Source organism: Bradyrhizobium sp. AZCC 1693 (assembly GCF_036924745.1).
Classification (GTDB): domain Bacteria; phylum Pseudomonadota; class Alphaproteobacteria; order Rhizobiales; family Xanthobacteraceae; genus Bradyrhizobium.
Window position 1 is genome coordinate 1067605 of sequence record NZ_JAZHSD010000001.1, and the last position, 24937, is coordinate 1092541.

24 protein-coding genes and 2 tRNA genes are annotated in these 24937 nt (G+C 61.5%); 10 read left to right on the forward strand and 16 right to left on the reverse strand.

Going from position 1 to position 24937, the window contains the following annotated elements:
• Positions 1 to 9: 9 nt before the first annotated feature.
• Complete coding sequence (locus tag V1293_RS05300) at positions 10 to 939, reverse strand: NAD(P)-dependent oxidoreductase (RefSeq protein WP_334507319.1); 930 nt, start codon at positions 937 to 939, stop codon at positions 10 to 12.
• A 229-nt stretch (positions 940 to 1168) separates the two neighbouring features.
• Between V1293_RS05300 and V1293_RS05305 the strand changes: the two genes are divergently transcribed.
• Positions 1169 to 1900, forward strand: a complete 732-nt coding sequence (locus V1293_RS05305; protein WP_334507321.1) for a FadR/GntR family transcriptional regulator — start codon at positions 1169 to 1171, stop codon at positions 1898 to 1900.
• Here V1293_RS05305 and V1293_RS05310 read toward each other — a convergent pair.
• From V1293_RS05310 to lipA, 3 genes are read right to left on the reverse strand one after another with little or no spacing between them, the layout of a single operon-like run.
• Positions 1897 to 2376: a type II toxin-antitoxin system RatA family toxin gene (locus V1293_RS05310; protein ID WP_334507323.1), complete on the reverse strand. Its 480-nt coding sequence runs from the start codon at positions 2374 to 2376 to the stop codon at positions 1897 to 1899. The genes V1293_RS05305 and V1293_RS05310 overlap by 4 nt on opposite strands.
• Positions 2376 to 2915 (reverse strand): DNA topology modulation protein, encoded by a 540-nt coding sequence (locus V1293_RS05315; protein WP_334507325.1) that lies wholly within the window; start codon positions 2913 to 2915, stop codon positions 2376 to 2378. Before V1293_RS05315 ends, V1293_RS05310 begins: the two co-directional genes overlap by 1 nt.
• 15 nt (positions 2916 to 2930) lie before the next feature.
• The gene (gene lipA, locus V1293_RS05320; RefSeq protein ID WP_334507327.1) at positions 2931 to 3890 is read right to left on the reverse strand and encodes a lipoyl synthase; all 960 of its coding nucleotides are present in this window, start codon (positions 3888 to 3890) and stop codon (positions 2931 to 2933) included.
• A 165-nt stretch (positions 3891 to 4055) separates the two neighbouring features.
• On the opposite strand from lipA, the gene V1293_RS05325 reads away from it, so the two are divergent.
• The 4 genes from V1293_RS05325 (at position 4056) to V1293_RS05340 (ending at position 9728) form a co-directional block, all read left to right on the forward strand.
• A complete protein-coding gene (locus V1293_RS05325) occupies positions 4056 to 4661 on the forward strand; it encodes a DNA-3-methyladenine glycosylase (protein ID WP_334516626.1) in 606 nt (201 codons plus the stop codon).
• Between the two features lie 82 nt (positions 4662 to 4743).
• Positions 4744 to 5571, forward strand: coding sequence for a PhzF family phenazine biosynthesis protein (locus tag V1293_RS05330; protein WP_334516627.1), 828 nt, complete (start codon positions 4744 to 4746; stop codon positions 5569 to 5571).
• A 198-nt stretch (positions 5572 to 5769) separates the two neighbouring features.
• Positions 5770 to 7062, forward strand: a complete 1293-nt coding sequence (locus V1293_RS05335; protein ID WP_334507329.1) for a M20/M25/M40 family metallo-hydrolase — start codon at positions 5770 to 5772, stop codon at positions 7060 to 7062.
• A 359-nt stretch (positions 7063 to 7421) separates the two neighbouring features.
• A complete protein-coding gene (locus V1293_RS05340; RefSeq protein WP_334507331.1) occupies positions 7422 to 9728 on the forward strand; it encodes a glycoside hydrolase family 113 in 2307 nt (768 codons plus the stop codon).
• Here V1293_RS05340 and V1293_RS05345 read toward each other — a convergent pair.
• The 7 genes from V1293_RS05345 to V1293_RS05375 form a co-directional block, all read right to left on the reverse strand.
• Complete coding sequence (locus tag V1293_RS05345; RefSeq protein WP_334507333.1) at positions 9725 to 9862, reverse strand: hypothetical protein; 138 nt, start codon at positions 9860 to 9862, stop codon at positions 9725 to 9727. The two genes, V1293_RS05340 and V1293_RS05345, sit on opposite strands and share 4 nt — an antisense overlap.
• 150 nt (positions 9863 to 10012) lie before the next feature.
• Positions 10013 to 12880 carry a valine--tRNA ligase gene (locus V1293_RS05350; protein WP_334507336.1) on the reverse strand — a complete coding sequence of 956 codons (2868 nt, stop codon included), beginning with the start codon at positions 12878 to 12880 and terminating at the stop codon, positions 10013 to 10015.
• A 283-nt stretch (positions 12881 to 13163) separates the two neighbouring features.
• Positions 13164 to 13880 carry a PopZ family protein gene (locus V1293_RS05355; RefSeq protein WP_334507338.1) on the reverse strand — a complete coding sequence of 239 codons (717 nt, stop codon included), beginning with the start codon at positions 13878 to 13880 and terminating at the stop codon, positions 13164 to 13166.
• Positions 13881 to 14196: 316 nt separating this feature from the next.
• The gene (locus V1293_RS05360; RefSeq protein ID WP_334507340.1) at positions 14197 to 15603 is read right to left on the reverse strand and encodes a TolC family outer membrane protein; all 1407 of its coding nucleotides are present in this window, start codon (positions 15601 to 15603) and stop codon (positions 14197 to 14199) included.
• 248 nt (positions 15604 to 15851) lie between these two features.
• On the reverse strand, positions 15852 to 16523 hold the full coding sequence (locus V1293_RS05365) for a protein-L-isoaspartate O-methyltransferase family protein (RefSeq protein WP_334507343.1): 672 nt from the start codon (positions 16521 to 16523) through the stop codon (positions 15852 to 15854).
• A 151-nt stretch (positions 16524 to 16674) separates the two neighbouring features.
• On the reverse strand, positions 16675 to 17757 hold the full coding sequence (locus V1293_RS05370) for a hypothetical protein (RefSeq protein ID WP_334507345.1): 1083 nt from the start codon (positions 17755 to 17757) through the stop codon (positions 16675 to 16677).
• The gene (locus tag V1293_RS05375) at positions 17758 to 17991 is read right to left on the reverse strand and encodes a helix-turn-helix domain-containing protein (protein WP_334507347.1); all 234 of its coding nucleotides are present in this window, start codon (positions 17989 to 17991) and stop codon (positions 17758 to 17760) included.
• A gap of 94 nt (positions 17992 to 18085) precedes the next feature.
• Here V1293_RS05375 and V1293_RS05380 point away from each other — a divergent pair, with 94 nt between their 5' ends.
• Positions 18086 to 18355, forward strand: coding sequence for a hypothetical protein (locus V1293_RS05380; protein WP_334507349.1), 270 nt, complete (start codon positions 18086 to 18088; stop codon positions 18353 to 18355).
• Between the two features lie 245 nt (positions 18356 to 18600).
• On the opposite strand, the gene V1293_RS05385 is transcribed toward V1293_RS05380, so the two are convergent.
• On the reverse strand, positions 18601 to 18780 hold the full coding sequence (locus tag V1293_RS05385) for a hypothetical protein (RefSeq protein WP_334507351.1): 180 nt from the start codon (positions 18778 to 18780) through the stop codon (positions 18601 to 18603).
• A 269-nt stretch (positions 18781 to 19049) separates the two neighbouring features.
• Here V1293_RS05385 and V1293_RS05390 point away from each other — a divergent pair.
• Positions 19050 to 19124: transfer RNA gene (locus V1293_RS05390), tRNA-Asn, on the forward strand.
• 1415 nt (positions 19125 to 20539) lie between these two features.
• A complete protein-coding gene (locus tag V1293_RS05395) occupies positions 20540 to 21265 on the forward strand; it encodes a choice-of-anchor K domain-containing protein (RefSeq protein WP_334507354.1) in 726 nt (241 codons plus the stop codon).
• A gap of 76 nt (positions 21266 to 21341) precedes the next feature.
• On the opposite strand, the gene V1293_RS05400 is transcribed toward V1293_RS05395, so the two are convergent.
• Both V1293_RS05400 and V1293_RS05405 read right to left on the reverse strand, forming a co-directional pair.
• Complete coding sequence (locus V1293_RS05400; protein WP_334507356.1) at positions 21342 to 21827, reverse strand: anthrone oxygenase family protein; 486 nt, start codon at positions 21825 to 21827, stop codon at positions 21342 to 21344.
• A 2-nt stretch (positions 21828 to 21829) separates the two neighbouring features.
• Positions 21830 to 22651 carry an NmrA family NAD(P)-binding protein gene (locus V1293_RS05405; RefSeq protein ID WP_334507359.1) on the reverse strand — a complete coding sequence of 274 codons (822 nt, stop codon included), beginning with the start codon at positions 22649 to 22651 and terminating at the stop codon, positions 21830 to 21832.
• Between the two features lie 101 nt (positions 22652 to 22752).
• On the opposite strand from V1293_RS05405, the gene V1293_RS05410 reads away from it, so the two are divergent.
• Together V1293_RS05410 and V1293_RS05415 are read left to right on the forward strand one after the other, a co-directional pair.
• On the forward strand, positions 22753 to 23406 hold the full coding sequence (locus V1293_RS05410) for a TetR/AcrR family transcriptional regulator (RefSeq protein WP_334507361.1): 654 nt from the start codon (positions 22753 to 22755) through the stop codon (positions 23404 to 23406).
• A 415-nt stretch (positions 23407 to 23821) separates the two neighbouring features.
• Positions 23822 to 24001 carry a hypothetical protein gene (locus V1293_RS05415; RefSeq protein WP_334507363.1) on the forward strand — a complete coding sequence of 60 codons (180 nt, stop codon included), beginning with the start codon at positions 23822 to 23824 and terminating at the stop codon, positions 23999 to 24001.
• A gap of 58 nt (positions 24002 to 24059) precedes the next feature.
• Here the strand turns inward: V1293_RS05415 and V1293_RS05420 are convergent.
• Positions 24060 to 24133, reverse strand: a tRNA-Cys gene (locus V1293_RS05420).
• Positions 24134 to 24485: 352 nt separating this feature from the next.
• On the reverse strand, positions 24486 to 24920 hold the full coding sequence (locus V1293_RS05425) for a hypothetical protein (protein WP_334507365.1): 435 nt from the start codon (positions 24918 to 24920) through the stop codon (positions 24486 to 24488).
• Positions 24921 to 24937: the final 17 nt, after the last annotated feature.

Sequence of the window (24937 nt, forward strand, 5' to 3'; positions counted from 1 at the left end):
TGCCGACCGTCATTTTCCTTGTTCCTGTTGTTGCTCTTTCGGTGCCACCCTCGCCTCCACCCCGGTCACGGCTTCATAGGCCTTGATGACGGCGGTGCAGGACTCGCCGTCGTGCCCCAGCAGCGCCGCCTGCCGGTAGGTCTGATGCACCGCCTCCGCCATGAAGCCCGGCAGGCCCGCCTCCTCCAGCCAGCGCGCGTAATAGCGGACGTCCTTGCGGGCGTTCGCCAGCGACATCAGCGGGGTGAAGTCGCCATCGAGTGTGGCCTGGCCGTAGAGATCGAGCATGCCGCTCTTGGCGCCGGCGGCCGAGATGATGCCGATTACCTGGGAAAGATCGAGCCCGTCCTTGGCGGCAAGCGCAAACCCCTCGCACCATGCCGCCACATTGGCGAAGGCGATGTAGTTGTGAATAACTTTTAGGCGGATGGCGTGCCCCAGCGGGCCGATGTGGAAGATATTTTCGGCATAAAGCTCGAAATAGGGCCTGAGGTCGTCGAGCAGGTCGCGCTCGCCGCCAAACAGCACGTTGACCTTGCCGATATCGGCGTGTTTCGGGGTTCGCGTCATCGGCGCTTCGGCGTAGCGCCCGCCGGCCGCCCGCACCATGCGGTCGAGCTTCGCGACCATTTGCGGACTGCCGGTGGTGTGATCCACGATGATGAACCCTGGCGCCGGACCGGCGAGCAGCCCGTCGCGACATATCATCAGCGCTTCGACGTCCTCGGCTTCATTGACGCAAATCATGATGATGCGGCAGTTGTCGCGAATTTCCTGAAGGCCGGTAGCGATGGTCGCGCCAAACGATTTGGCGGCGGCCACGGCGGCCGGGTTGAGGTCATAGGCGGTAACCGCCACGCCCTTGGCGACCAGATTCTTCACCAAACCCCGTCCCATTCCGCCGAGGCCGATAAAGCCAACGCGCTCGAGTGTCGTCATCTCCGGCCTTCCCTGTGATTTGACGGTCCCTTGGAATCGCTGTCATTCGGATGATGGCAGTATCGCTCTGCCGCCAGCCTTTTCTGCTCGGCTACCATGCCCGCAGGCTGTCCGACAACCTGATTGGTCCATTGCACCACCAGTCTTATTTGGATATGCCTGCCTGCTGATTGGCGTGGATCGCAACGGCGGCTTCCGCCGGTGACGCCATCTCGGACAGGACCAACTGGTGAAATTCAAATCCCTCGAGCGCGGTCCTTCATTGCCGGAGGAGATTGTCGCCAGCCTGACCAGCGCCCTGTTCGCGGGCGAGCTTCGGCCCGGCGATCGCCTGCCGTCCGAACAAGCGCTGGCGACCGAATTCGGCGTGGCGCGGACGGTGGTGAGAGAGGCGATCTCGCAGCTCAAGTATGACGGCATCGTCCAGAGCCGCGTCGGCGTCGGTGCCTTCATCGCCCAACCGCAAGAACGCACCGCTTTTCGCATCAGTCCCGCCTGCTTCCAGAAGCGCAAGGAGCTGCTGAAGCTGTTGCGCCTGCGCAATGGCGTCGTCATCGAGGCCGCGGCGGATGCGGCGCTGGCGCGCTCCAACCGCGACATCGCCCGCATGGAGGCCATTCTCAAGGAAATGCGGGAGGCGATCGGCGATCACAAGCATGGCGCCGAGCGTCATTTCGAGGCCGAACGTCAACTCATCCACGTCATCGCCAAGGTCGCTGACAATGAGCACGCGCTCAATTTCATCGTGATGATCGACAGCCAGATTGCCGAGAAACTTCGCTCGGTCGCCGTCAAGAACACCAAGGCGACCGAACTCGCCGCGGTTGCGATCGAGGAGCAGGCGCGCCTGGTCGAGGCCATCAAGCGCGGCGATCCCGGCGCGGCGCGCGACAAGGCCCGCAAACATTATGACAACGCCGCGCAGCGCCTGGCCGATCGCGCCGATCTGGCCGACGTCTAGCCGGCCCTGACCGGACCCGCACCACCTTTCCCATAAACCGCATCCGCCCGCTTTTCGAACGCGGCGGCAAAACGCTGGAACGCGGTGTCGAACATCGTGCCCATCAGCATCGCCAGCATCCGGCTTCTGAATTCGTAGGACAGGAAGAATCCGACGTCGCAGTCGGTTTCGGATTTCGGCTCGAACGTCCAGCGGTTTTCGAGATTGCTGAACGGGCCCTTCAGATATTCGACCGTGATCTTCAGGTTCGGCCGGTCCAGCGTCACTCGGCTGGTGAAGGTTTCCCGCACCAGCTTGAACGACACGGTCATGTCGGCGACGATGATTTCAGTGCCGTCTCCCCGCGACGTGCGCTGGCGTATTCGCAGCGACTGGCACAGCGGCACGAATTCCGGATAGCGCTCGATATCGGCGACCAGATCGAACATCTGCGACGCGGTATGATGAACCCGGCGCTTGCTGGAAAAGCGCGGCATCAGTGGATACTCGCCCGGTTCTGCCTGAGCGCGATTTCGCTCAGATAGTCGTTCGCCTGCGTCCGGTGGGTGAAGCAGACCAGCGATTGATCGGCGCGCAGTCCTTCAAAATAGCTCAACAGCTTCGGCCGCTGTTGCCGGCGATAGGTCCAGACATAGCGAAAAAATTCGAAGTCGATCTTTTCCGGGCAGCCTTCGGCCATTTCCGGGCGGACTTGGCCATAGCTGCTGGCGATCCGCTTCATGACGCCGAACATGCAGCTGCTGCGCGGCAGGTCGAACCAGATCACGGTGTCGCTGACCTGGCGGCGCAATTCGCCCGCGCCGTGCCTGGTGTAGTTGCCGTCGATGACCCATTGCGGCTGGCGCACGACCGCGGCCACGCGTTCTCCGAACTCGGCCTTGTCGGATTCGACCCAGCCCGGTTTCCAGTACAGCGCATCCAGCGAGACGAAGGGAATGCCTGTCATCTCCGACAGCCGTCGAGCAAATGTCGACTTGCCGGACCCCGACGATCCCATCACAAGAACGCGTTGCATTGGTTCGACCCGAGGCTAGCGGGCTTGCGCTAGGCGCGCCGCCTGCAGCTTGGCAAAATCCTCGCCTGCATGGTGCGAGGAACGCGTCAGCGGGCTCGCCGACACCATCAGAAAACCCTTGGTGTAGGCGACCTTCTCATACCCTGAGAATTCATCCGGGGTCACGTAACGCATGACGGCGTGATGCTTGCGGGTCGGCTGCAGATATTGCCCAATGGTCAGGAAATCGACCTCGGCCGAGCGCAGATCGTCCATCACCTGCAGCACCTCATGCCGCTCCTCGCCAAGGCCGACCATGATGCCTGATTTGGTGAAGATGGTGGGATCGATCTCCTTGACCCGCTGCAACAGCCGGATCGAATGGAAATAGCGCGCGCCCGGGCGCACCGTGAGATAGCGCGCCGGCACGGTTTCGAGATTGTGGTTGAATACGTCGGGCTTGGCCGCCGCGACCACCTCCAGCGCACCTTCCTTGCGCAGGAAGTCGGGGGTCAGGATTTCGATGGTCGTGGTCGGGCACCGCGCGCGGATCGCGCGGATCGTTTGGGCAAAATGCTCCGCGCCGCCGTCGACAAGATCGTCGCGGTCGACCGAGGTGACCACCACATGCGACAGTCCGAGCTTGAAGGTGGCTTCCGCAACATGCTCCGGCTCGGCGGCCTCGAGGGCGCCGGGCATGCCGGTCTTGACGTTGCAGAACGCGCAAGCCCGCGTGCAGGTGTCCCCCATGATCATGAAGGTGGCGTGCTTCTTGTCCCAGCACTCGCCGATGTTCGGGCAGCCGGCCTCCTCGCATACCGTGACGAGGCCGTTCTCTTTCACGATTCTGCGGGTGTCGGCGTAGCCCCGCGTATTCGGCGCGCGCACCCTGATCCAGTCCGGTTTCGGCGGCGACAGTGCATCCGGCCGGTTCACCTTTTCGGGGTGACGCGGGCGAACCTGGTTTACGGAGACGGTATCGACGAGGACGACCATTTTAAGTCCGGATATTGCGAGAAACACTAGCTAATCGGTGCCGCCGGTGGCTGCAACCCCGATTGCGGAAGACCACAATCCAGTTGCGGAAGACTCGCTGAGGCTAGCAGAAACATGCAAGATATTGGCAGTTTTCACCTGTTCCGCCGTGATTCCCACCTCAAAATGGTTCAAAACCCGAAGCCGGCCGATGCCGCCGCCCCTCGCCTCGGCAAGCCGCTGAAACGCTCGTTCTTTGGCCGTAGCGTGCACGAAGTGGCGCCCGACCTGCTCGGGGCGACGCTGCTGGTAGACGGCGTCGGCGGCATCATCGTCGAGGTCGAGGCCTATCATCATCTGGACCCGGCCGCGCACTCGTTTCGCGGCCCCACGCCGCGCAACCGCGTGATGTTCGGCCCGCCAGGTTTTGCCTATGTCTACCGCTCCTATGGCATCCACTGGTGCGCCAATTTCGTCTGCGAGGCGGAAGGCTCGGCCAGCGCCGTGCTGATCCGCGCGCTGCGGCCGACCCATGGAATAGCGGCGATGCGCCGCCGCCGCGGCCTGCAGGACGAGCGCGCGCTGTGCTCGGGCCCGGGCAAGCTGTGTGAGGCGCTCGGCATCACCATCAAACACAGCGAACTGCCGCTGGATACGCCTCCGATCGCGCTGCATGCGCGGATCGGCAAGGCCGACATCATCGCTGGCGTACGGATCGGAATTACAAAAGCGGTCGACCTGCCGTGGCGATATGGATTGAAGGGATCGAGGTTTCTGAGCAAGCCGTTTTGACGGGGGGCTTGTGTCAACATCAATAGCTGTTATGCCGCGATCTCAGGCTTCGGGGTCGGTGATCTTCACTCTGGAGGAACGAATGGATGTGCAGCGGATCGCAGCCTTTTCACACGGAACGAACGGGGGCAATCCTGCCGGCGTCGTGCTCTGCGAAGCGCTTCCTCCTGCCGACCAGATGCTGACGATCGCGGCAGAGGTCGGATATTCAGAGACGGTGTTCGCTGCACCGAGCGAGGACGGCTGGCGGGTGCGCTACTTCGCACCAGAGATCGAGGTGCCGTTCTGCGGCCACGCGACGATCGCGCTCGGGGCAGCGCTCGCTCTTGCCCACGGCGACGGCACCTTCACGCTCCAACTTAACGACACCCGGATCACGGTAACAGGATGGCGGAAGAATCCCGCGCTTATGGCGGCGCTGCAATCACCGCGCACGCGCAGCGAGCAGGCTCAGCGGGAACTGGTTGAGGCTGCGCTCGGCCTTTTCTCGTACACCGTTGCTGATCTCGACCCACGCCTGCCTCCCGCGATCGCCGAGGCTGGTGCTCGGCATCTCGTCCTGGCCCTGACCAGCCGGCAAAAGCTGGCCGCGATGCACTATGACCTAGAGCGAGGGCGGCGGTTCATGATGGCAGCCGGGATCGTCACCATCAGTCTCGTCCAAGCGGAAACCAACACGCTCTTCCACGCCCGTAATCCATTCGCAGCAGGAGGCGTCTACGAGGACGCCGCGACGGGAGCCGCGGCGGCGGCCCTCGCAGGATATCTGCGGGATCTTGGATGGCCTCATGGTGGTATGATCGATATCCTTCAGGGGGAGGACATGGGTGTGCCGTCGCGTCTACGAGCCGAGATCACCTCTGAACCCGGTGCGAGCATTCGGGTGTCCGGGGCGGCTCGGCAGATGTAGCCAACTGGTCGGAGTATGTAGATTCGGAGACATCCGCTGCGGCAGGAACTCTACTGTCGTAGATGCTAATGGAGGAAATGCTCGTTGATCAAGTTGCGGCGACAGTGGTCATTGCATTCGAATCAACAGGGTCCGGCGCAGTCTCCAATTTCCGTTCGAGCCTCATCAATCATCAGGCCGTCATTTGAAAGGACCACCATGTCGCGTCCCGCCCGGTTGGCTCTGCTTTTCCCGCTGGCCTGTATCGCCGCCTGCAGCCTGGCCCTGTCGGCCGTGCCCTCGCGGGCTGCGCCGGAGGGGCGCATCCATGAGCTGGCGCAGCAGGAAAAGGCCCCGCTGCTCGATACGCTGCGCGATCTCGTGAACATCGAATCCGGCAGCAAGGACGCCGAGGGCCTGGCCCGGCTGGCAGCGTTGATCGGCGAACGCCTGACCCGGCTGGGCGGCAAGGTCGAGGTCATCGAACCGGCTGACATCTACCGGATGGACGACACGCCGGAGAAGCCGGGCGCCATGGTGCACGCCGAATTCAAGGGGACCGGAGCCAAGAAGATCATGCTGATCGCCCACATGGACACCGTCTACCTGCGCGGCATGCTGAAGGATCAACCCTTCCGCATCGACGGCGAGCGCGCCTATGGGCTCGCCATCGCCGACGACAAGCAGGGAGTAGCACTGATCCTGCACACGGTTGCGATGCTGCAATCACTGAAGTTCAGGGATTACGGCACGCTGACCGTGCTGATCAACGGCGACGAGGAGATCAGCTCGCCGGGCTCGCGCAGCACCATCACCCGCATGGCGGGCGAACAGGACGCGGTGTTCTCCTACGAAGGCGGCGGCGAGGACGGCCGCCTGCGCCTGGCCACCAGCGGCATCGGCGCGGCGTACCTGACGGTGGGCGGCAAGGCCTCGCACGCTGGTGCTGCGCCGGACAAAGGCGTGAACGCGCTGGTCGAGCTGTCCCACCAGGTGCTGCAATTGAGCGACCTGTCACGGCGCGACCAGGGCGTGAGCCTGAACTGGACGGTCTCGCAGGCCGGCACCAACCGCAACGTGATCCCGGCACAGGCCACCGCGCAAGGCGACGCAAGGGCGCTGAAGGTGTCCGATTTCACTGAGCTGGAGGCCACGCTGCAGCAACGCGTCAGGACGCAGCGGATCCCCGACGCCAAGGTGCAGCTCCGGTTCGAGATGCGCCGCCCGCCGCTGGAAGCCACGCCCGCCTCGCGCCGCCTGGCTGCCCACGGCGCCGCCATCTACGGGGAATTGGGGTTGCCATTGAAGGTGATCGACGTGGCCTCTGGCGGCGGTACCGACGCCGCGTTCGCCGCCCTCAAGACCACGGCCCCCGTCATCGAGGGCTTCGGCCTGAGCGGCTACGGTGCCCACTCGAACGACGCCGAGTATGTGAAGCTGGAGACGATCGTGCCGCGCCTTTATTTGTCGACGCGCATGATCATGGATCTGTCGCAGGACAAGGTGAAATAAGACCAGTGCTGCGAGTAGCCCGCATGAGCGGAGCGATATGCGGGACAGACCAAGCCCCGGATGTCGCTTCGCTCATCCGGACTACGTGCTACTCGAAGTTCCCTTAGCAAGCCCTTCAGCTTGAACAAGTAACGATGCGGCAACGACGAGCATCGCTTCTTCAACAATCGCAACATCGACTCAATCCTGCCACGACACGCTCACGTTGAACACGTAAGTGTGGTCTGCTGTTTCGCTTTGCGCAGCGAAGTGCTCACAAATTGTGCTGCGTCCAACGTGCGGAACACGCAGAGTGGTGAATTTGCGCAGACGAAGGAGCCACCAAACAGCAGAAACTTCAAAAGAAAAGGAGCTGTACGATGGCGGGCGTGTTTCCTGTTCAAGGATTTGGATTCCTCTCCAACTACAATGGTGCATTCGTCGCCAGTTCCGCGCTGGCCGCCATGCAGGCGATTGCGGGCACCAATGCAAACTCGATCGAACTCGCTCCGCGGCTGTTTATGCAAACCAGGACGTCGAATGACGTCTTCGCCGATCCCAACAAGACCGAGAGCGACGCCAATATTCTGCAGGCCATTGCAAATGCGCAGGCGCTCGGGCTTTCGGTCACGCTGAAGCCCATGGTCTCGGCCCTCGATGGCTCGCTTGCATACGTCCTCAATCCGAGCGATCCCGCCGCCTTCTTTGCTTCCTACAAGAACCAAATGGTTCATATGGCTGAAATCGCCGAACAAGCAGACGTCAGCATGCTTGTGATCGGCAATGAGCTGGGCAAGCTCTCCGGCCCTGAAAACCGAAGTTATTGGGTCGACCTCATCGATTCCGTACGCGCCGTGTTCCACGGCGAGATCACCTATGCAGCCGCAACCGACGAAGCCATCAATGTCAGCTTTTGGGACAAGGTTGATGTCATCGGAATCAATGCTTATCCGCCGCTGACGACGAAAACGGACCCGACCGTCGAGGAGATGGTCAATGCGTGGAACAGCATGTCCACCGACGACTACTGGGCGAAGGTGATGAACCACATGTCGCCGGTCGATTTCTTCCATTCCCTTGCCTTGCAGTACGACAAGCAGGTGTTCTTCACCGAAACCGGCTACCGCAGTGTCGACGGAACCAATATCAGTCCGGGCGGCTGGGCCGACAGCACGACGCAAGATGTCCAGGAGCAATACGATGCCTTCAACGCCTTCTTTCAGGTGTGGGGATCGGAAGGCGGAAGCTGGTTCAGAGGCGCGTCGATCTGGAACTGGGATACGAACAACAAGTATTCGCCGATCGGCTATTCGCCCGAAGGCAAGCCAGCACAGGGGTTGATTACTGAATGGTATGGAGGTCAGCACCAGCCGCCCGGTCAAACCCTAACGGGTTCTCCCTCCGTCGATTTGATGGATGTCGGCAGCGGCAATGACGTGCTGTCGGGCGGGGTCGGCAACGATACCATCAAGTCAGACGGGGGCGACGACACCATTACCGGCGGCCCCGATACAATTCCGAAACTCACGGAGACCACCGTCACGGTGACGGGCTACAGCTCCGTCGTCGACGGCGTCGGCGCCAAAATGCAGCTCCTAATCAACGGGCAGCAGATCGGCAACACAGTCGAATTCCACGGCGCGACCGACCCATCGGGCTTCCAGACCTTCACATTCACATTCGCCAACCCGGCTACCGTCTCCAGTCTCGATCTCGCCTTCATTAACGACGTCGCTAACGCCAATGGCGACCGCAACCTCTACATCAAGGATATCACCGTCAATGGCGAACACCTTGCCGTCTCCGATGGCGTCAATCCAAGTTCGCCGGGAACCTGGAATCTCTATCAGAACAAGTCCATCCACTACGACATGACCGGTCACCAGGACCTGTTCTTCGGCGCCTCGACCGATGACGATAGCCTTGAAGGAGGCACGGGCAAGGATGTGATAAACGGCGGCGCCGGGGCAGACGTGATCCAGGGCGGCGCGGGCAACGACACCATCACCGGCGGCCCCGGCGCGGATGTGATCCACGGCGGGGCGGACGACGATACGATCAACAGCGGCGCCGGCATCGCGACCGCAACCGATCAGCTCTATGGCGACGACGGCAATGACATCATCAAGGCTGGCAGCGGCGACACCGGCGCCCTACTCGACGGCGGCGCTGGCAAGGATCAGTTGTATGGCAGCTGGGCGGCGAACGTCATGAACGGCGACGACGGCAATGATTATTTGTCCAGCGGCGGCGGACTGGATGTCATGCATGGCAACGCCGGTGACGATCAGCTAAAGGGCGGCGCCGCGGCGACCAGGATGTACGGCGACGATGGCAACGATAGTTTGCAGGGCGTCACCGGCAACGAGTTCCTGTACGGTGGCAGCGGCAACGACCGGCTGACCGGCGGCGCCGGAAACGATTATCTGGCCGGCGGGACGGGCAACGATACGTTTGTGTTCGCCCCTGGCTTCGGCAAGGACACCGTTGCCGACTTCCAGAATACCGATGGCGTGCAGGACATCATTCAGTTCGACAAGACCGTGTTTGCCGACTTCAGCGCGCTCCAATCGCACATGGCCGAGGTTGGCACCAGCGTCGTGATTACGATCGACGCCAACCACACGGTCGAGATTCAGAACAAGACAATGAGCCAACTCCACGCCAGCGATTTCCTGTTCGTCTAACCGGGCAAGCGCCCGGTGCCGACAACCATCGCGCGGTTAGACCGCGCGATGGCAGATAGCAAGTAGCTGATCGCGTCGTAGAAGCGTTCGGCGGCGGCGAATTCGAATACCGTGATGGAGACATGGTCCAGCATCGAGCCATCCTTCGATGATGACTCAAGCTACTTCAGCCGTCATTGCGAGCGCAGCGAAGATCCACATCTCGGCATAACGGATAGATGGATTGCTTCGCTTCGCTCGCAATGACGGGGATAATTCCGCGCCTCGCGTCAGTCAGGCGTCCGTCAGGACGCCATCTTCAAACGCTCCAGCGCTTCCTGCAGCTTGGCCTTGCGCGCCACCGCCGCCTCGCGCTTTTCCTTTTCTTCTTCGACGATCTCCTCGGGCGCGTTCGCCACGAATTTCTCGTTGCCGAGTTTGGCGTCGACGCGCTTGATGTCGGCGTCGGCCTTGACGATTTCCTTGTCGAGCCGCGTCTTTTCCGCGGAAAGGTCGATCACGCCTTTCAGCGGCAGCGCCACCACCTCGCCGCGCACCAGCAACTGCACCGCGCCCTCCGGCGGGCGATCGGCAAAGGAGATATCCGCCAGACGCGCCAGGCGTTTCACGGTGTCGTTCCAGCGCTGCGCGCGCTCCTTGGTCTCGGGGGATGTTCCCGACAGCACCAGCGGGATCAACGTGGCCGGCGGAATGTTCATTTCCGAGCGCACCGAACGGATCGCAGTGACGAGATCGACCACCCAGCCGATTTCGGCTTCCGCGGCGGGATCGCTGAAATCGCCGGCGTCGAGCGCGGCCATGACCGGCGCGATCAGCGGATCGCCGGGACCCGCCATCGCCACCGCAGCGATCTGCTCGGCCGTGATCGAACTCGCCTTGCGCGGCCATTCGGCGAGCACCAGCAGGCCCTCGCGCTTGGCCGTCACCGCCCAGAGTTCCTCGGTGATGAACGGCATGAACGGATGCAGCAGTTTCAGGATCTCGTCCCGCGCCCAGGCGGTCATGGCGCGGGTCTCGGCCTTGGCCGCCCCCTCCTCGCCCATCAACACGGGCTTTGCGAGTTCGACATACCAGTCGCAATAGACGTTCCAGACGAAGCGATAGATCGTGTTGGCCGCATCGTTGAAGCGATAGCCCTCGATCGCCTCGGTCACCTCGCGCGTGGCGCGCGAAGTCTCGTGCGCGATCCAGCGGTTCAGGATCTCTTTCGCCGCGGTCGGATCGAAGCCCGCTGGCTGCTCACAGCCGTTCATCTCGGCAAAGCGGCAGGCATTCCACAGCTTGGTCGCGAAATTCCGATTGGTTTCGACGAGTTGCGGCGACAGCTTGATGTCGTGGCTGTGGGCCGCGCCGCGCGCCAGCGCAAAACGCAGCGCGTCGGCGCCAAAGTCGTCGATGACGCCCAGGGGGTCGATGACGTTGCCTTTCGACTTCGACATCTTCGCGCCCTTTTCGTCGCGAACCAGGCGGTGGATGTAGACGGTCGAGAACGGCGCCTCCTTCATGAAGTGCAGGCCCATCATCATCATCCGGGCGACCCAGAAGAAGATGATGTCCCATCCCGTGACGAGGACGTTGGTCGGATAATAGCGCTTCACCTCCGGCGTTTCGTCCGGCCAGCCGAGCGTCGAGAACGGCCACAGTCCCGAGGAGAACCAGGTATCAAGCACGTCCTCGTCTCGCGTGATGAAGCCCTCGCGCCTGGCAGGGTCCTGCGCCATCTCGCGCCCCTGCTCTTCCGTGATGACTTCCTGTTCGACATAGTAACCGAGCGCGTTGCCGACCGCTTCCTCTTCGGTCTCGGCGACGAACACCTTGCCGTCGGGGCCGTACCACGCGGGAATCTGGTGGCCCCACCAGAGCTGGCGCGAGATGCACCAGGGCTGGATGTTCTCCATCCATTCGAAATAGGTCTTTTCCCAATTCCTGGGCACGAAGGTGGTCGCGCCCGAGCGCACGGCCGCGATCGCCGGCTGCGCCATGGTTTTGGCGTCGACATACCACTGGTCGGTCAGATAGGGCTCAAGGACCACGCCGGAGCGGTCGCCATGCGGCACCATATGCGTATTCGGCTCGACCTTTTCCAGGAAGCCGAAATCCTCCAGCCGGGTGACGAGCTTCTTGCGCGCGGCGAAGCGTTCGACGTTGTTCAGCTCTTCGGCCAGTTGCTCCGAACCTTCCGGCAAGCCGCGCAAATAATCCTCGTTGCCCACGAGGTTCATGCAGCCTTCCTGATCAAACACGTTGATCCGCGGCAGGCCATGCCGCTTGCCGACCTCGAAGTCGTTGAAGTCGTGCGCCGGCGTAATCTTGACCGCGCCCGAACCCTTCTCGGGATCGGCGTAGTCGTCGCCGATGATCGGGATGCGGCGGCCGACCAGCGGCAGGATCACATGCTGGCCGATCAGATGTCCGAGGCGTTCGTTGTCCGGATGGACCGCAACGGCGGTGTCGCCGAGCATCGTCTCGGGCCGCGTCGTCGCCACGACGACAAAAGTCGAGGCATCATCGGGGCTAAACGTCTTGCCCTCGATCGGATAGCGCAGGTACCAGAGACTGCCCTTGACCTCGATCTGCTGCACTTCGAGGTCGGAGACCGCGGTAAGCAGTTTCGTATCCCAGTTCACCAGCCGCTTGTCTTTGTAAATCAACCCTGCGCGGTGCAACTCGACGAACACCTTCACGACCGCGCGCGAAAGGCCCTCGTCCATCGTAAAGCGCTCGCGTGACCAGTCGCAGGAAGCGCCGAGACGCTTGAGTTGATTGACGATGGTGTCGCCACTCTCCGCCTTCCACTGCCAGACGCGCTCGAGGAATTTGGCGCGGCCCAGGTCGCGGCGGCCCGGCTCCTGCCGTTCCATCAATTGCCGTTCGACCACCATCTGGGTCGCGATACCGGCATGGTCGGTGCCGGGCTGCCACAGCACATCGCGGCCGCGCATGCGCTCGAAGCGGCAGAGGATGTCCTGCAGCGTGTTGTTCAGCGCGTGGCCCATATGCAGCGAGCCCGTCACGTTCGGCGGCGGGATCACGATGGCGAACGGCGCGGCGTCTTTTCGTTCCGGGCGGCCGGCTTTGAACGCGCCGCTCTCCTCCCAGATCCGGGACATGCGGCTTTCGATATCGGCGGGCTGGTAGTTTTTCTCGATCATGGCACTGCAATTGGGATGTAGGGGGCGGTCTTGAGCAGATCCGTCGCCGGTCCGCTCAAAGAATGTAAATCAAATCAACGTGGTAGCGCCCGGTTTGGATGCGATGGCGCCGGGCCGCGCCCTAGAAAGCCGCCACAGCGTCTCAAGTCAACCTGACAACTCCGGTTCAGGGCAGCGGGAGCCCGCGGTAACGCCGGTTTGAAGGTACGAATAGGTCCACGATCGACGCCTGCCGAGGCGGCCTCGATGCTGCCTCGCCCCAGCCTTGGCGCGACCTTTGGGACTAGCGCCCGCCGCGCGAAACCCGTTCGATTTCGGCCTTGACGATCCGCTCCACCAATCCCGGCAAATTGTCGTCGAGCCAGGATTTCAGCATGGGCCGCAGCATTTCCTTGACCAGATCTTCCAGCGTCCGCGCATTGTTGCTCAGCACGGTATTGGCCAGCGAATTGAAGGCAGATTCCACGGCGGAGACGGTCGAATGCGATAACATTGGTCGCGCTGGCGCGGCCTCGAACGGCGGCTCATAGGCCGGCTGGCGACGTGACGCCTTGGCTTCGGTGAATTCGAGGTCGTCCTGCGGTTCGACCTTGTTGAATGTTGCCGCGGCAGGGGCTGGTGCAGGCTCCGGCAATGCCATCTCGTCGGTGAGTTCGAAAACATCGGCCTCGGGCTGCGCCGGCCTGATGTCCGCCTCGGGCGTCGCCGCATCGAGGCTCGCCAGCATCGCGTCGATGTCATCCTGGTTGTTGCTGGCGGGGGGTTCGGGCGCAGGCGGCGGTGGTGGCGGCGGGGCTGGCTTCGGCGCGGCAACCGGCTTCGGGGCCGGCGCAATCGCCGATGGCGGGATATCTTTCATGACGGCCGGCTTTGCGGCAGCCGCCGGGCTCGCCGGCTTTTCGGCAGCCGCAGGCTTAGCCTCGTCGTCGGCAATGATGCGACGGATCGACGCCAGAATCTCCTCCATCGAGGGCTCTTGGACCTTTGCAGGTTGCGTCATTTCCGACTCCACATCGAAACCATTTTACATCAAAGCCACGAAGGAATTGCCGGTTCCGGATATCGAGGCCGGGATTTTCATCGCACAAGCCCGACTTGTCCCCAGATCCAGCCTGCCCGCTGCATCGCGCGCAGGTCCTGCTCCCCTCAAGGCGTCCCCGACGCGCGTCCCTGCGATGCAAAGACGCGGGCCACGAATCGCTCAGCTCGCCACAGAAACGGTACGTCATGGCCACAATTGATTGCAAGCAAAGCGCCCGGCGCTTCAGGCGCCGGGCGACGATTTCATCCCGCCTGTGCGGAAATAGACTCGGAGATCAGCGGCCGTCGGGTGTGCGAACGCCGGCCCAGCTATCGCGCACCTGATGATAGTGCACGCTGGGATCGTAGACCGTGGTCGGCAGGTTGAGCACCAGCGGCGACAGCCGCCCGATCGTGTTCAGAACCGAGTACGACGCAACCACGCGATCGTGCTGCGCGGTGACGAGCGCGACGCGCGCATTCACCAGCGCCTGCTGGGCGTTCAGCACGTCGAGCGTGGTGCGCTGTCCGGCCTTGGCCTCCTCGCGCACGCCGTTCAACGCGATTTCGGACGCCTGCACCTGCGATTGCGCGGAGGCGACCTGCGCCTTGCCGGCGACGAGCTGTCCCCATGCGGTGACCACGTTGGCACGAGTCTGGTCACGGGTCTGGTCGAGAACGAGGCGCTGCTGTGCCACCGTTTCCTTGGACTGGCGGATCAGCGCGTATTCGGCGCCGCCCTGATAGATCGGCACCGAAAGCTGCGTGATCGCCGACGCACCGAACGACCTGTATTGTATCAGGCTCTGCTCATAGGACTGCTGCACCGAGGCCTGAAGCGTGACGGTCGGCAACAGCGCGCCTTCGGCCACCTTGACCTGGAGGTAGCTGACATCGATGCCGAACATCGCTGCGGTGACGTTCGGATTTTGCGTCAGGCCGAGCTCGACGGCGGCCGGCAGCGTTCCCGGCAGGAAGCGATCGACCGGCGAGCCCGGCGCAAGCGCTTGCGGCTCGTTGCCGATGATGCGGCGGAAGTTCGATCGCGTCGTCGTCAGATTGGCTTCCGCGGTCAGGAGCTGCGTCTTGCCGGCGGCGAGCTGCGCTTCCGACTGCGCAACGTCGGTGCGCGTGACTTCGCCGACATTGAAGCGGTCGCGCGTCTGTTTCAGCGTCTGCTCCAGCACGCGAACGTTGCTCTTCTGCACCTCGACGATCGCCGAATCACGCAGATAGTCCATGTAGGTCGTGGCGGCGCTGAGCAAGACGGTCTGTTCGAGTGCACGCAAAGCTTCGCGCGCGCCGGAAACCTGCCCCTCAGCCGCTCTGGTCCTGTTCGCGGTCTGCTGGCCGTTATAGAGCGTCTGCGTGATGGTGGCGCCGACGCTGCGCGGCGGATTGGAGCCATGAATATTGGTGTGAAGGACCGCGGTGGGGGTGCCGCCCTGCGTGCTCAGCGTATCCGTATATTGGTAGCCCGCGCTCGCCGTGACCGCGACCTTCGGGCGGTAGCCCGACAGCGCCTGCGGCACGTTCTCGTCGGTGAAGCGCACCTGCGCGCGCTGCGCATTGAGCTGCGGATTGTTCTGATAGGCGCGCACCAGCGCCGCCTCTATCGTGTCGGCCAAGACGGGCGTCGAGCCCATGCACGCTAATAGAAGGACCGAAGCCGCAGCCCCGGCAAATTCCTTCACCCCACGCATCCCAAGCAATCCAATCATTTTTGATCGCCCGACCCATGACCATGATCACACATGATCATTAACCGAACGTCGCTTCACTCGAAGTGAGTCCCAGCTCACCTTATTCTGCACGTGGGCCGGACGAAACTACCCCGTAAGGATAGCCCGTCGAAACTCTTCACGTGGGGCAATCCGGCCACACTTCTGATTTCGAAGAGGATTTAGACGGCGACGAAGGGCGAATATTGGGCGTGGAAAGGGCTGAAACGCTAGAAAACGAAGGCCGGAACAAGTTCCATGCCGGGCAGCACCGGGGCAGCGGCATCGAACAGCGTCCGGTGACCGAAATCGCCATGCGCAGCGGTCACGATGGTAGCCCGTGCCGGCCGCGACATTGCAAAAACGCCCACCAACCGGCCGCCACTGCGCAATTGCCCGTAGAGCTGTTCCGGCACGATCTCGGTCGCGCCGTTCAGCACGATGACATCGTAAGGCGCGCCCGCCGCGTCGCCATCGGCCGGCGCCGCGGTGCGGACGGTGACGTTTCCACAGCCATTGCGGGCCAGGCTAGCCTGCGCCTTCGCCGCCAGCGCCGAATCGCTCTCGGTTGCGGTCACCTGGGGAGCGAATTGGGCGATCACGGCGGCGGCGTATCCGGTGGCGCAGCCGACCACCAGGACGCGGTCGCTCTGCTTGATGTCAGCCGCCTGCAGCATCTTCGCCAGCACGGCCGGCTTGATCAGGAACCGCTTCGCCGAGTTGCCGTCGCTGACGTCGAGATCGAGGTCCAGATAGGCCAGAGCCTGCTTGTTTTCGGGAACGAAGGCCTCGCGCGGCACCGCCAGCATGGCATCGAGAATTCGGATATCGGTCACGTCGCTCGGACGCACCTGACCATCGACCATTTTCTGGCGCGCGGTCGCGGTGGCGGAACTTTGCATTGGCGAGACCCCTAAAAGTCGAGCGGCGTCGCCACCCGGAGAGCTAGAACCGGGTGATCTTTGGTACAGGCCCCGCCAAAACGCAAGATCGCGATGATGCGTGGTCAGATGCTCGACTGCGTTTCTTGAGCGGATGACCATTCCTTGGCCTTTAGGTCTTGGTCTCGGTGTTCCGGATAGCTGCGTACTGCGCCGCCTCTTCAGCGTGGTCAATGAACTTGCCGTCACGGTCGAACAGCAGCGTGAACTTTCCAGCCTTGATGGCCGCCATGGTCTCTTCGTCGTATGAGAAGAGGCCTCCGAGAGCGTGCTCGTACAGTCGGCCGCGCAGTCCGTAATCCAGTTCGATAAGTTCTGGTTTCGGAGGTAGGTCCGAAGTGAGGCGGCACATCTCAATAGCCGGATCAATTTCAATATTAAAAACTGGTCGATCTTTCAGATGCATATTCAACCAAGTCATCTCAACGAACAGTTCGCGGAACTGAGGCTCAGAGACTGGTCCAGTAATTCTTTGCAACTGTCTTTCCATTAAACCAAGCACGCCTCCACAATCGTCGAAGACGGCGAGCAGGCCGACATCGTCAAGCCGAAGGAGCATCGTCTGTCCAATGAAGTTGTCGGCAAAGTCAAACCGGTGGTGTGCTGAAAACGTGGGCTTCACAGGAAGCACCAGCGTTCCACCAAAATTGTCGCGGTGTACCTCATAACCAGCGTAGAAGCACCTCGCAAACGTGTGGGTGTAGTGAAGTTGCTCCCACTGGTAGAAGTCACCAATCTTTTGTTGGCCCTTCCGCGCATCCAGATGGAAGCGCATCGTGCGGTCTTTCAGATGGGTTTTTATGAAAATCAATCTCATCCAAACCGCCAGTGCCAGCGGATGGCCTTTGAGGAGCTTGACTAGTCCATCAAGGCCCGCGCCAACAGCCTGACTGACTGGCGTTTCGACTTCATCACCCATGAGGGTGTTGCACTCGGTGCAGCATGGGACTGTGAACCTGTCGTACCGCACGGTGGCTTTGTTGAACAGCGTGATGGATTTGTCGAACAGGTCTAAACGGCGCAGCAGCCACTCAGGAAACACGTGTTCGTTGTTAAACGGCTTCTCTCCGGGTCTCGCGCCGCAGATGAAGCAGCAGTCCCCAAGGCAAATATCGTCCAAAAATCGCTGCAGGCCAAAGTAGATTATCTTGCCAGTTGCATCGACGACTGTGTCGTCGGCATGTCTCGTCCACATTTAGACCACACCGATCTCATCCTCGAACAACTGCATAACTTTGCTCGGAGTTGTCTTTAGCGCCTTCGACAACTTTAGAAGTATCGCAATTGTGGGAGATTTCAGCCCGCGCTCGATTTGGCTGACGTAAGTGCGATGGATAGATGCCCGCTCAGCCAATTCCTCCTGCGACAGCCCGGCTGCTTGCCTGAGGCTTGAAATGACTTTCCCCAGTTTGGAATTGATTTTGTCCACATCGTCATAGTCCGAACTTGAACACTAAAGTTCCACAGACTATAGTATTCACGGCTGTTCAGTCGGGGCGGCTTATCCGGAGGGCTGGCTAACCGTGACCAAGACGCGACCGAATGATGTGCCGCTGCCTCCACCGGAGCAGTTTTTCCTGACCCGGTTGGAGGCCTGCCGGGTGGCGCGCATCGGCCTCAACGCTTTCGACAACGCGGTGAAGGACGGTCGCCTCGTGGTTCGTCGCAACGGCACCCGCATCATCGTCACACGCTCCAATCTGTACCGCTTCATGGGCGTGCCCAGCGAAAGTTTGCCTTCCACGCGGAAGACGCGCGCCCCGGCAGCCCCCGGCCCCGGCGCTGGTTGGTGACCATTTTTTCTGTGTTTTGGAAGGCCATCAAGGGCAACGACCTGAAGAAACAGGCGTTCTAGGGCGAAGTCTGGCGCGCGGTCGCAAAACCGGACATAGGCTAAGACCCTGAGAGCATGCGGCGCGGCCGCAAGAGAACTGGAACCGAGAGCTGAAACCGCGGTCATCTTTGGTACAAGCTTCGGCAAAACGCAACATGCCGGCGCCCGGCGCCGAACCGCTCCGGTAGCGGGGGGAAAAGCCGCCTACTCGATCGCCACGGCGAGCCGGGCGATCAGCCGCGCGACTTCATCCAGGTGCTCGGCATCATGCGCTTCAACGGCTTGCGCGAGCCGAACCAGGCATTCGTCGTCACTCATGGCGGGAATGTCGCTTGGAACGATCGAAGGTACCGCGCGGATCAGGTCGGTCGCAATGGCTGGCATCGAATCAGCTCCCGTGAAACCCAGCGTGATGGAGCCTCCGGACCGATTGAGTCGAATTGGCGGCCCCGTCCGTCACGCCTGATATGACGAAATAGCCCGTGCCGGGTTCCGCCTGCCGCTTGCCCCGGACGCGAAAACGACGACAAATCATTGTGAGGCAGGGACTTTCCCGCCCCGCTTCTAGCCGGAGCGCAGCCAGCGATTTGGTCCTTTGCAAGCCCGAAAGGCTTTGTTATACGCTCCCCGCTCGCGAACCTTGTTTCGCCTGTTCCTCGGTAGCTCAGCGGTAGAGCATTCGACTGTTAATCGAATGGTCGCTGGTTCGAATCCAGCCCGGGGAGCCAAACGATTTCAACCACCTAGACCGAAACTTCCTCCTCGAATCTCCGCTTAATTTCCTGCCCTGCACACTCTGGCGGGGCGGGTCATGGACACGGACACCATCGGCCTTTTCGTCACGTTGATCGCGCTGGCTGCGCTTTTCATTGCAGCGAAACGGCAGCGGCGTTAGCCGACGCCATAGGGCTGACGCCATAGGGCTTGTTGAGAAAGTAATCGCGGTTGATCTTGCGATGGCTGGAACCGCGGACCAGCCAAGGCGTCGAATCTTCACTTCCGGCCGATGCCCCCAACGCTCTGACCGGAAGGAGACCTCCCAAGGTTGGCGGCCCAGGTCGAACTCCTGGGGCCGTTTAGAGTTCGCTGGATCGTGGAATGGCCCTGCATTTCAGCCGCGTTGCTCCCGCGACAGAGGAACTAGAGATTTGGAGCGCGAGTGAGCTCGGCTACTCATTTGTAATCAGCAATGAGAGCAGGAGTGGCCCTGGGCTCCATGGGCAGCCCGGCTTTGTAGCTTCTTGGCGTTCCATCAATTTCAACAGGCCGGCCATCAGGATAGGCGGATCACCATTCAGGACGTTTGCCGAAGCCGAGACGGCCTGTAAGGCCATGCTGGTGCACCTGATCAAATAGCCTCGGATTGGATATTCCAGGGCGCGGAGATGGCAGAGCGTACATTCTGGAATGAACCGGGCTGGCCAGCGTTCCAGAATTAACCCGCAACACGGACATCAAGCTTAACACGCGAGTTTAATTGCGGCCGATCTAAATAGGTCTAGCGTGGCTGCAAGTCACGCAGATTGGCCGCCCCCCAGTTTGGCCTGCGTACTGCGCGATCAGGGGTCGCTTCGTGCCCAAGAGGCGGCCCCGCCCCCATTTTTGAAAAAAGCTTTTCCTTGCCCTGGTCGACTCTGTTTGAGGATCCAATACCGCTTCCGAATGTCCGGTGGCTTCTCACCTTGAGGGACGCCGCCAACCACATCACGGAGTTGCCGAAGGCCGAACACTTCGCGCCCGAATGGCAGGCGCTCGGGTCGCTGTAGACCGTAAGACGCTGCCAACTAAAATACGGCCCCAGCGGGGGGCTCGGGCTGGGGCCGTAAGTGAGATGCGTCTCCTGTGCCGAGAAACAAACTGGCTTCGGCACATCCCCTTGATAGCTAATGGCAGGCTGCCTCGTATTTGCGCTTTAGGGTGTCCAGTCGGATATTTTGGGGTGCCCCATTAGTGGCCCGCCAGCATTGAACCGACGGAACTTGGGAACTTCCTTCGGGAACTTCCTTGCAGGCGAACACCTTCACCATACAACCAGGGGATTGATATTTAATTTTGAAAATTTAAATATATTCCCTTGACTCGTTATATAATAACTGAGACGGTTCCATTATAATAAATCGTTAAAAAACTGGGGTGTCCCGCCATGGGCAACGTATTTAAAATTCTGACCGCAGGCTTGCTCGCCGGTCTCGCGCATTCACCGGCCAATGCAGCGCTGGTGAGCTTCACCGGCGACGGCAATTTTTCCAACGTCACGAATTGCAGCGGCGGCAGCCCCGGCTGTTCCATTACCAATAACGGCAATGTGCTCAACATGTCGGGCGCATCCAACTATCAGAACAAGCCGAGCACGCTGACCATCACGGACATCGTCGGCACCAACGTCCCGACCAATGCGAACGATTACGTCATCGGCAAGATCACCTGGGTGAACCTGGCCACCTACAACACCGACCAGAACTTCAACGTCAAATACACTTTCTCGCTGAACTTCACCTCGCCGAGTAATGCGTTCGATGCTCAGGTGTTCAACCTGAACATCCAGCAGACGACCAACCCGTCGCCTGACAACGTGTTCAACATCACCCAGGCAACGCTCAACAACCTTGGTCCGTTCACCCTCAATGGCGTTACGGTTTCCGACATTCACTTCGTTGAATATGGCGATGGATGGTACGACGGAAGCAAATGGGTGAATCCCGAGGGCGGAACGTCGACGCTCAAGATCATGGCAGACTTCAAGGACGTGATAGCGGCTCCCCCGGTCCCGGAACCGTCGACCTGGGCGATGATGATCCTCGGCTTCGCCGGCGTCGGCTTCATGGCCTATCGCCGCAAGCGGAATGGAAGCGCTCTCACGGCCGCCTGATCTCACGCGCTGAAAACAATTCGAAAGCCGCTCCCTGATCCGGGGGCGGCTTTTGTTTGTCGGCATCTTTGTCGCCTTATCGCGCCGCAATCGCGGCAATAAACAGCGCGCAGGCCGCCGTGGACGAGACCGTCCGCACGTGGTTCCACAACGTCCAGTTCGTCAGATAGCGCGCCCACAGCGAGGACGCCTCGTGGCTTGCGGGTTCGGCCGCGGCAAGCGCGTTGTTCAGGGGCACGTTGAAGATCATCGTGACGACGAACATGCCGAGCACATAGAGCGCGCCGCCGGCCACCATCGCGATCGCGCCGGGCTCGCCCCAGCGCAACAGCGCAGTCACCGCCAGCGCGGCGCTCGCCGCCGTCGTCGCCAGGAAGATCGGCAGGAACAACGACTGGACGATCGCGATGTTGATCGCATTCATCGCCGCGATGCCTGCCGCCTGCCCGATGCGGCCCAGCGCCGTCATGATGAAGGCTGAAAACGCGAAATAGAGACCGGCGAGCAGGCCGCAGCCAACAGCTGAAAACCACAGCAGGCCAGTAATCAACATCTGCAGCATGATCATGCCCTCCAGACACCGGTCGCCGCGGTTCGGCGGGCATAATCGGCAAAGTCCCGCGCGGGACGGCCGAGCGCCTGTTCGACGCCGTGCGCGACATCGGAATTGCGCCCGTCGAGCACGACGGCGAATAGTTCCAGCATGAGCTCGATGACATCGTCGGGCGCATGGGGCCGCATGCGGGCTGCAAAATCTTCCGGCGCGACCTGCCGGTACTCGACCGGCCGACCCGCAGCGGCGGCGATCTCCGCGACGGCCTGCGCAAACGTCAGCGCGCGCGGCCCCGTCACCTCATAGGCCTTGCCGGCATGACGCCGATCCGTCAGGGCGGCGACGACCACCTCGGCGATGTCATCGGCGTCGATGAACGGTTCGGGTACGGCCCCCGCCGGCAAGGCGATCTCGCCGGCCAGCACGCCGTCGAGCAGATAGCCTTCGGAGAAATTCTGGTCGAACCAGCTTGCGCGCACAATGTTCCAGGGAACGCCGGATTGCTGCAACGCCGCCTCCGCCCGTTGCGCCCCCGGCTCGCCGCGGCCCGACAGCAATACGACGCGTTCGAGTCCGTTCTCACGCGCCAGCCGGCTGACCTCCGCGATCGCATCGGCAGCGCCTTCGACCGCAATATCCGGCTGGTAGGTGACGTAGGCCGTCGAGACGCCGGCAAGCGCGGCCGGCCATGTCTCGGGCCGGCTCCAGTCGAACGGAATGGGCGTCGAACGCGACACCGGCAGCGTTGGGACGCCGCTCGCCCTTAGCAGCGCATTGACGCGCGCCCCGGTCTTGCCGGCGCCGCCGATAATCAGGATCGGAAGTTCTGACATGATCATCCTTTCGGAACATAATACGAGGATATCTCGTATTTGCCAAACCCGATAAACTCTCGTATTGATGACGTCAAGCCGCTTTTATGTGAGAGTGCCCGATGCCGAGAGGAAAAGCCGGACAGAAAGCCGCCGAAGCAGGCGCGTCCGCGTTGGCGCGCCTCGTCCCGACCCAGCAGCGCAGCCGGGAGCGGTTCGAGAAAATTCTCGCATGTGCGGCCGAACTGATGGCTGAAAAAGGCAGCGAAGCCTTCCGCATGAGCGACGTCGTCGAGCGCAGCGGTGTGCCGTTCGGCTCGCTCTACCAATACTTTCCGGACAAGACCGCGATCATCGGCACGCTGGCGGAGCGCTACAACGCGGTTGGCCGCGATTGCGTCCGGCGCGACCTCGCCGCGGTCAGGAATGCGAGGGATCTGCATCCGGCTTTGTGTCGCATTACCGACAGCTATTATCAGATGTTCATGGACGTGCCGGTCATGCGCGACATCTGGCAAGCGACGCAGGCTGACCGTTCCTTGCAAAAACTCGACGAGGAGGATGGTGTCTATCTCGCCGGGCTGCTCGGCGACGCGCTGCGGCGTATCGCACCCGACGCGCCCGCAACCGCCCTCGCCTCGTTTTCCCAACTGATCATGACGCTGATCGCAGCAACTGTCCGCCACGCGATCACGCAGAACGCGAAGGAAGCCGTCCGCATCCTCACTCTGTTCAAGCGGATGCTGCCGAAGAATCTGGCCGCGCTGGAAATGTAAGGAAGCGGCCGAGACTTACTGCTCGAATACCGCCGCACAAGCCGGGCTCAGGTTCGGGCGCCGGCCGAGCCGCTCGCGATCAGGGTGAGCAGAAAACCGAACGCCGAAGCCCGGCGATAACGATGGAGCAGTGCCGCGCTTCGCGCAAACCTTGCCTTCATGGCCGCGTCTCCCTGAATCCTGCCCGCCCTGACAAGGCAGGCGTTATCCATGCGAATACGCGAACTAAATTTTGCAAGAAGTGATTTTTCTCACACTGGACCCCGCCTGCGCGGGGTAAGTGTTTTCTCGGGGAACTCAACACTTCAATAACCAGCTTTGCCGCGGTCGCCGAATCGTTAAAATTCGAGCGATCCGCTCAACCTGGAAAAAAAATACTTTTGCGACCATCGCCTCCGGAACCCCGGAGAGCGCGATGAGCGAAGCTGAATACAATTTGCTGCTGGACGTCGTTCAAACGGCTATTGCGCCAGCCCCGGAGGATGATTTCGTGGTCCAGACCCAGCGCTCTTATCCGTCGCCGCGTGCCGCCAACGATAACCGGGCCCCTTGGCCGTTGGTTCCGTTTCCTGATGGCTGGTACGCCGCCTGCTGATCGCGGCTGGCCTCCTGCGGCCTCTCATATAATCGGTCTAAGCCATTGATTATATGGATGGAGGCCACGACCAGAATTGAACTGGTGTACACGGTTTTGCAGACCGTTGCGTAACCACTCCGCCACGTGGCCCCATCGGGCGAACTCATATACGCCCTGCCCCGGATAGGCAACCAAGCAGCGCTGGTCCTGTGCCGTACTGGTTAGCAAACAGAGCCCGGATTGTGCAGCCCGGCCCGGCCATCAGTCGGCGGACGTATCGCCGAGACGGTTGTTCCGAAGGCCCAGCTTGGCCGTCCTTGCGCGAATGCCCCCGACCGTCCGCTTCATTTCGAGCGCAATGGCTCTCGGCGGCTTGCCGCTACCGATCAATGATCGCAACAGGGCATCGTCTTCCGCAGTCCATTCAGCACCACTCAGTTGAAAGCGATCTTCGCGGCTGGCTTCCGCGGCTTGCGGCGCAAACCTCACCCAATCCAGCGTCTCATGGAAAATGACAACGGATCCACAGAACGATCGCCCGCCCCTCGGACAAGGCGGCGGATTTGAGATGTCCCGCGCTGAACGTCGCCGGCAAGAATGCGTTCAGAGCGGGCCAGATGTCTCTGGCGATCGCATTGACGACATGCACATACAGCGACACGAACGGGCACGAAGCGATGGCGCCGACGGCAGCAATCTGCCAAAGCGGCAGTCTTCGCCCAGCTAGCTTGCTCACTAACTGGGTGACAAGGCCGGTCAGGCACCAGGGCACAATGGCGAGCGAGAGGACATAGACGGTCGCGCCGGCGCCTCCCATGATGGCTTTGTACGGCCCGAGAACGGCCGAAAGCATCGCCAGCACGATCGGAACACCGCAGAAGAAAACGAGATCGATCAATGCCTGTTTCGACAGGCGCAAATGCGCAACCAATTCCATCCCGTTGCTCCGCTTGC